The 8,031-nt window shown below is 31.8% G+C and carries 4 protein-coding genes; all 4 read left to right on the top strand.

Annotated features, from left to right (window positions below):
- Window positions 1-248 precede the first annotated feature (248 nt).
- The 4 genes from glnS (at window position 249) to CKF59_RS06885 (ending at window position 7,886) form a co-directional block, all read left to right on the top strand.
- The gene (gene glnS / locus CKF59_RS06870) at window positions 249-1,883 is read left to right on the top strand and encodes a glutamine--tRNA ligase (RefSeq protein ID WP_119535201.1); all 1,635 of its coding nucleotides are present in this window, start codon (window positions 249-251) and stop codon (window positions 1,881-1,883) included.
- An 86-nt stretch (window positions 1,884-1,969) separates the two neighbouring features.
- Window positions 1,970-5,527, top strand: coding sequence for a hypothetical protein (locus tag CKF59_RS06875; RefSeq protein ID WP_119535202.1), 3,558 nt, complete (start codon window positions 1,970-1,972; stop codon window positions 5,525-5,527).
- A gap of 7 nt (window positions 5,528-5,534) precedes the next feature.
- On the top strand, window positions 5,535-7,025 hold the full coding sequence (locus CKF59_RS06880) for a hypothetical protein (protein WP_119535203.1): 1,491 nt from the start codon (window positions 5,535-5,537) through the stop codon (window positions 7,023-7,025).
- 30 nt (window positions 7,026-7,055) lie between these two features.
- A complete protein-coding gene (locus CKF59_RS06885; protein WP_119535204.1) occupies window positions 7,056-7,886 on the top strand; it encodes an alpha/beta fold hydrolase in 831 nt (276 codons plus the stop codon).
- Window positions 7,887-8,031 lie beyond the last annotated feature (145 nt).

The following is an 8,031-nucleotide window of genomic DNA, read 5'->3' on the forward strand; positions in this document are numbered from 1 at the left end:
AAATATAACACACAAAAAAGAAGATATGAAAAGTTTTAGTGTAAGTTTTAAGGATACGAGATCTATTTTTGTAAAAGTTTAACTTATGGTAAACTAATGAGATAGCACTAGTTTGATAAAAATATAGCTTTTTAGTGCTATAATAAGAGCAGAAAAGATTGTTGAACAGTTTGAAAAATTCAAACTATTTTTTTATTACAATATCATAAATTTAATTGGTATTAAAAATAAAAGGTAAAAAGGTTTTTATGTCGGTAGAGCGTCCTACTAATTTTATTTACAATATAATTGAAGAAGATTTAGCTTCTGGAAAATATAGCACAACTTATACTCGTTTCCCACCAGAACCTAATGGTTATTTACATATAGGACACGTTAAATCTATTTGTTTAAACTTTGGAATTAAAGAAGATTTCCAAGGTAAATGTAACTTAAGATTTGATGATACTAACCCAGTAAAAGAAAAAGTTGACTTTGTTGAGTCTATTGAAAAAGACGTACGTTGGTTAGGTTTTACTTGGGATGGCAAAGTTCGTTATGCTTCTGATTATTTCGACGCTTTATATGGTTATGCGATTGAATTAATTAAGAAAGGATTAGCTTATGTAGATGAGTTAAGTCCAGAACAAATTCGTGAATACCGTGGAGATTTAACTAACCCAGGTAAGAACTCACCTTTTAGAGATCGCTCTATTGAAGAGAATTTAGCTCTCTTTGAAAAAATGAGAAATGGTGAGTTTGCCGAAGGTACAGCAAGCTTAAGAGCTAAAATCGATATGGCTTCACCATTTATGGTAATGCGTGATCCAGTGTTATATCGTATTAAATTTGCAAGTCATCACCAAACAGGGGATAAATGGTGTATTTATCCTATGTATGACTTTACACATTGTATTTCCGATGCTCTTGAAGGTATTACCCATTCGATTTGTACTTTAGAGTTCCAAGATAATCGTCGTTTATATGATTGGGTACTTGAAAATATCACTATAGATGCAACCCCACATCAATATGAGTTCGCACGTTTAAATCTTGAATATGTGTTAACTTCAAAACGTAAATTAACTCAATTAGTGGAAGAGAAAATCGTAAATGGTTGGGATGATCCACGTATGCCAACAGTTGCTGGTTTAAGACGTCGTGGTTATACTCCAGCTTCATTACGTGAGTTCTGTCGTCGTATCGGGGTTTCAAAACAAGATAATCTTGTAGAGTACCAAGCTTTAGAATCTTGTATTCGTGATGATTTAAATGAAAAAGCTCCTCGTGCTATGGCGGTGTTAAATCCAATTAAATTAGTAATTACCAATTATCAAGGTTCAGAGAATTTAACCATTTCGAATCATCCACAAAACGAAGACTATGGTCATCGTGAAGTAGAGTTTGGTCCTGAGTTATATATTGAACGTGAAGACTTTGCTATCACTACCGAAGACAAAGGTTTCAAACGTTTATTACATGGGGGTGAAGTTCGTTTACGTGGCTCTTATGTGATTAAAGCTGAAAGTTACGAAACAGATAGCAACGGTAATGTGACTGTTGTTTATGCTACTTATGATCCTGATACTTTAGGGAAAAAACCAGAAGGGCGTAAAGTAAAAGGTGTTATCCACTGGGTAAATGCTAAAGTAGCTAAAGCAGCTGAGTTCCGTCATTATGATCACCTCTTTACCAGCAAAACTCCAGGTTCTCATGATATCCATGAAATCTTAAATCCAAATAGTTTAGTGGTATTTAATGGGTTTATTGAACCTTCTTTAGATAATGCTAAAGTTGGAGACTCTTATCAATTTGAACGTAATGGTTACTATTGTAAGGATGAAGATTCTACTGCAGAGAAAGCTGTATTTAACTTAACTGTAGAATTAAAAGCGAGAGTATAAATATCTCTTCGATACATTACGGCAAAATAAAAGGGGGTGGTTGAAGCCATCCCTTTTACTTTATCTTTTTCATTTGTTGAGGAAATATGGTTCACAATAATTACGATCTGCTTGTAAAACGCAATTTAAAACGTTTAATAAGTTCCGTAAGTTTACATGATTCTGAAAATGTCCGTACAAGAGTATTTGCCCGTTTAGAGGGAGGCTTTATTGCTAGTGATTCACTACGTAATAAATGGTCCGAATCTTTAATTACGGCAAAATCTCAAATTTTTAATAAAAATATTACTAACTTGGGAATTAGAGGGTCTCAAGGGTCTTCAGTAGAACAGGAGAATTTTGATTTAGTTGGATCCCAAATTCTTCCTGATGCTTATGTGCGTTTACATGCTAATTATTTAACTCCTCTCGCTCATGAACCTCATCAAGCCTTATTAGATTTTTTAGAGAAAAGTTTACAATTACCCGCTAAACTCTTAAGAGAACAATTAGAAACTCATCAAAATGAGTTACTAGTGCAAAATACTCTTTTACCAAGTTTATTAAAGAAAATAGCGAAACTTCAAGTAGAAATTTCTGATTTAGAGCAAAAGTTTAGTGGTTATTTGGATCAAGAGCTGGTTGCAAGTCTTTTAGAAAATAATAGTTTTACCGTTTATCTAAAAGAACAGCTAAATAAAAAGTACTTTTATCAAGATGATCATTTTAGTATCTCTACTTTAGCTGAGTTAGTAGCAACTCAGGAAGAACTCTTATTTAAAGAGAGTCAAGCGGGATTTGAATCCTTACAGTTTGCTCCTATAGACTATCGTAAATATTTAAAGAACGATATTTTTTCTTTAGATTTTAACTCTTTAACGTCTTTTTATTATGTCAATGACTTAGGACCTTTAAAGTTTCAAGCAAATTTATCTAATTTCTATAGCCCTAATTCTCTTTTTGCTTCAGATTATCATCGTCTAGATTTAATTGGATTTATTGTAGGAAATTTAGATTTAAATTATGCAAACGGAGAAGCTGTTCCTGAAGCTACAGCTTATGAAATTTTAAAAGAGCACGTTTATAACACTCCTTACGAAAACTTTGAGCAGGGTGGAATTATTAGATATTCTAAGCCAAATTTATTCCAATATAACATTAGTGTCTTAGCTTCAGCTTTTGCTTATCGTCAAGATTATGCTTTAAGTCCTTGGCAACAAATGCGACCTATATTTGAGGTTTTAAATTACTGGTTTAGTGAAGAGATTCTTCGTAGCTTAAGAACCTATAGAGCAAGTGACTTTAAACATCAAATGAATGATTTTTTAGTAAATACTTATGCTCTTTTAGATTCAGATTTTAATCAAGCTTATAATTACTTAACTGAGTATAGTGCAAATAATTCAGGAGATTTATTATTTGGACGTAGTTTAGCTTATGAAATTAATACGCCAAGTTTTAGTGAAACTAAAGAATATAGATCTTACTTTATTCCTATGCCAGGGCATGATGTAAATCGTTTTAATTTTTATCTACGAGCGAATTTAGATTTTGACTTTGGCTATTCTCCTGATGAGTCCCGAGTTTTAAATGAGATTTTTACAACCAATAGAATTTATTTAATGCCTCGTGAAATCAGTGGTTTAGAAGAGGTTTTAAGCAAATATTCAATTGATTCCTTTTCGATTCATGCAAATCTAAATTATATTTATGCTGAAGCAGTTGAAGGTTTTGCTCAAGCTATTTATGCAGTAAATTCGGATGAAAATAGAGAACTATCAAAACCAAAAATTGTCAATGATTTAGAATTTGTCTCTCAAGAGCAGAAAAATAAAGAGTTATTTGATAGTTTATATATTTATAAACGTTTAGGTTTAAATTCATTTGGAGCAGTAGATTGGCATAGTAATCATCTGCACGATTATACAAATCCTCTAGAGCTTAGTTATACAAATATTGATGAATTAAAAGATATTTACACTACTTATGCTCAAGATTTTTATAATTTTACGGGTGAACGTAATCGTGATTTAATTAAAACTTATTTTAATTCTTCAAGTGTTAACGAAGCTCTTTATCAGAAGAATAAAGAAGAGTTTATTAAATACGAATATAATAAAGATCTTAACCGTGAACTATATAATTTAACAGCTTCAGAAATTCTTGTTAGTGGGATAAATGCTTATGATGAAATGTTAAAGATTTATTCCAATAATAATTTACCTGAAATTGAATTTTTTAATTTAAAAGATAATCAACCTGTACCAAATGCACTTTTTGATTCTTTAATTAATTCTCATGAATCACAATTTGTAGATTTAAAAGTTCGTTTATCTCAGCTACGTAATCCTTTATTTACGCTTCAAAGCCCTGAAAGTTATATTTTTAGAAATAGAGAGAATGCAATCTTAAGTTCTAAATTTATGGGCAGTAGAATAGGTTACTATTTACCAGTAAATTTAGCTCAAACAACAGAACTGCCTTATGATAAGTTATATGCAAGTTTACGTAATATTGTTAAAAGAGCGATATTAATTAGAAACGACCTTGAAAGACTACCTCAAGCTTTAACTTATAAGTTTGATCCGCAGTTGTTGGAATTCACCGGAAATGAACTAACAAGTAAAGAGAAGCTAGCTTCTTTAAACTTAAAATTAAATCTTCATGGTAGAGATCTTACTTCTTGGTTAGTAGGGCAAAATCAAAAATATCTTGCAGAAATAGACATAAATTCTATTTATCACCTCCAAATGCAAGTAGACTTTTTTAATCATTTACCAAATGTTTATGATAGCAATGCTTACTACTTAGTAAAAGATCAAGAAAGTGATAAGTTTAGTATTATTTATCTTGAGAAAAATTCTCTTAATTTAGAAAAGGAAAGTTTACAAACTTCGATTCCAAATTATGTAGTATCTAAAGTTTTTGCTTTAAATCATGATTTTGATGAAGAAAATTATGTAGCTATGGATTTAGAGCGAAGAAGTAAAAGAATTGCAACCGAAGAAGATATTTTAAGTAGTAAACTTGCTTGCTCTTATCAGGAGTTATCATCTTTAGAGCAAGGTATAGCTTATAAACTATTTAACCAAGTTCCAGGATTATTTGAAACTTTAAATAAATACCTAGAGCAAGAGGATGAAGAAGTTACTCCAAGTAGATTTAGTTATGGCGTGGATTTAAATTGGTATGTTGAGCCTTTAAGTTATACTTGTACGAGAAGTCCTAATGCTACATTAGTTACTCCAACCCTAGGGTATGGATCTTACCTAGCTAAAGAAAGAGAAGATGATCATTTATTGAATCTAGAACAACTTAGTCTCGATGCCAATAGCTTCAAACTAAGTTGGGAAGAAGAGGTTATAGAAGATCTTTCTTTAGCACAAGAAAATGTTTTAGGTTTTGAGTCTTTAGATGAGGTTTTAGCAACTTATCAAGTAATTGGAGTTATTAAGCAGATAGCTTTAGTTAAAGGTTCAATTGAAGAGCTAATTTTAAATACAAGATCGGTTGATAACCTGATCTTTGATAAATATGATCTTACTAAGATAGGTGCAAGTAGCTTTAAAAACTATTTAATAGAGCAAAACTTCTTGGAAAAACAAGGAGAACAGTGGACTTTTAACTTAAAAGCGTTAATTACAAATTATGTTTTAAGTTGCTAAGGTTATTATGGCGAAAAAGAAAACAAATAAATCAACGGTTACTGAAGATCCGAAAAGCAAGTTTAGTGCTAAGCCGGTAAAAGTTAAAGAAAAAAAATTACAATCGACGGCAAAACAAGGATTGAAGAAAAGTGGACAAGTAAATAAGTCATTTAGTTCTTTAGATAGCTTCTTTCTAGATGATTCTTCAGATTTTGAAGATATAGATGTGCGTACGTTCTTACAAGAGTTTGGCATTGAGGAACTAGGGGATAATCTTTTATTAGATGGAGATAGATTGATCCTTTTAGATGATGATCCACTGGACGATTCTAACCAGCTAGAGCTTGAAAGTGAGTTTTTTAATCTTGACTTTTTAGATGGTAAGCAACAAAGTAGCAAGTCTCAAAATAAGGTTAAACCGCAAGAGCAAGATAAACCTAGTTTCTTAGAGTTAGCAGAGAAAGACTCAGATCTTTTTGCAGATGATAATTTCGGAGCTTTTACCCAAGAGTTTGTAGAAAACTTAACGAGCAAAGAGTTGATAGGAGTTACCAAGAGACTAGAAGATAATCTAGGAGACTTGGTTAGTCGCAAAGCTAAAAAAGTTAAAAAAGATCAGCTCCTAGATACAACTAAACAATCGATTATTCAAGTTCTAGATGCTCGAGTTTCAAAAGCTGAGAATAAAAGAATTAGTGAAGTTGTAGCTGAACTCGAAAAAGAACCTCAAAATCTTGATTTATATAAACGTCTTGTAAGTGAACAGTTTAATAGTCCTCTAAATGACTTTTTGTATACTATAGATTATCCGCATCAAGCTTATGAGTTAACTTCTGCATTATTTGGGGTTGACGAAAGTTTTGTAAGTATTGATAAGTACTTTAAGTATAATTTAGATAAATACGAAGATAATCTGCATTACTTAGAAGATAAAAATGAACTTTATCATCAGGTGGTAGCTCAAGATTCTTTAGGTTTAGCGAGAGATGAACCTGTTCCTGTTGCCTTTTGTTCTAAGATGGCTCATGGTAAGGTTGACGGTGGTTCAGCTGTGTCTCGACTATTTTATAGTCAAGAACAATTAGAGCAAAATTGGCATCACAAAGCCATAGATAGGTTACATTTTATTAAACGTTTAAGATCTTTTACCAATGTTGATTTAAGAGCGACAATTTTTGAAGATTACGAAAAAGATTTTGCTAAACTTTGGCAAGCAAGAGATTATGCAAGTAATGAGTATCTTGAAGTAGAAAGACCTTTAATAAAAGTTCCTACAGGTTTTGAATTTTATTCTTACGATCAGGAGCTAGCAAATTTACTCTTAGACTCTAATTTAGTATCTTCAGATCTAAAAGAGCATATTTTTACCGAAAAAAATATGATTCATATTGGTTTAAATGAGATTATAATGGAGGAGTATGATTATGTTCCTCGCTATGATTATGTTAAATATGATGTAATTGAAACTACAGATAATGTAGGAAAATTATATTTAAAGCGCAATAATGAGTTATAAGATTTAAGTGTAAACCATAAGGATTAAAAAATGACTATTGAACGTAATCCTGATTTATTAAACCATCAGTATACTTACGATGAATCTTTAAAAGATCGTCCAACTCTAGTTCTCATTCATGGATTAATGGGAGATTTAAATAATCTAGGGATGATTGGACGTCATTTTGCAAATCGCTTTAATGTTTTGCGCGTAGATTTAGTAAATCATGGAAACAGCTTTTATCGCAATCAAATGGAATACCCTGAAATGGCAAATGATGTGATGAAAGTTGTGGAATACTATGGAATAACGGAAATAATTCCTGTAGGGCACTCTATGGGGGGCAAGGTGGCAATGCGTATTGCCTTTGACTATAGTGCTAAATGTCGAGCTCTTGTGGTATTAGACATGGCTCCGGTTATTTATGGTAAAAGAGGCCACGATGAGGTTTTCTATGCAATTAATCAAGTTATTGCAAATAATTGCATAGAAAGAGATCAATGTCGTGAGATATTAAGTGCTAATTTAGATAATCAAGGAATGATTAACTTTTTATTAAAAAGTTTTACTAATGAAGAACCGCATAAATTTATTTTTAATGCACCTGTATTAGAAAAGGAATATAATCATATAGGAATCTGGGCTGAAGGAGTGTACTCGGGACCGGCTGCCTTTATTTATGGCGGTGATTCAGCTTATGTCGACGAAGAGCGCCGTCAAGCTATACCTCGTCAGTTCCCAAGAGCAAAACTTTACTGTGTTGAGGGTGCAACTCACTGGTTACATGCTGAGCAACCAAGAGTAGTATTCCAATATATGGAAAGTTTCTTTGAGAATAATGGCTTATTAATATCAGATAACTATGTAGTTATAAGTTAAATTGGACTAATATAAGTAGGGTAAAATGGCCAGAAGTATTGTTATAAGTGCCGATTATCGTGTTAGTCAGTATTTAGAAGTACTATTAAAAAGTATTTTTCTGGCAACTAATGGCAAAGAGGAAGTTGCAATTTATATTTTAAAT

This window comes from Psittacicella gerlachiana (assembly GCF_003585965.1).
GTDB classification, from domain to species: domain Bacteria; phylum Pseudomonadota; class Gammaproteobacteria; order Enterobacterales; family Psittacicellaceae; genus Psittacicella; species Psittacicella gerlachiana.

Bases quoted from the DNA above. Each gene is read 5' to 3' on its own strand.
- CKF59_RS06875 (WP_119535202.1), top strand. From the start codon at position 1,970: ATGGTTCACAATAATTACGATCTGCTTGTAAAACGCAATTTAAAACGT.
- glnS (WP_119535201.1), top strand. From the start codon at position 249: ATGTCGGTAGAGCGTCCTACTAATTTTATTTACAATATAATTGAAGAA.
- CKF59_RS06885 (WP_119535204.1), top strand. From the start codon at position 7,056: ATGACTATTGAACGTAATCCTGATTTATTAAACCATCAGTATACTTAC.
- CKF59_RS06880 (WP_119535203.1), top strand. From the start codon at position 5,535: ATGGCGAAAAAGAAAACAAATAAATCAACGGTTACTGAAGATCCGAAA.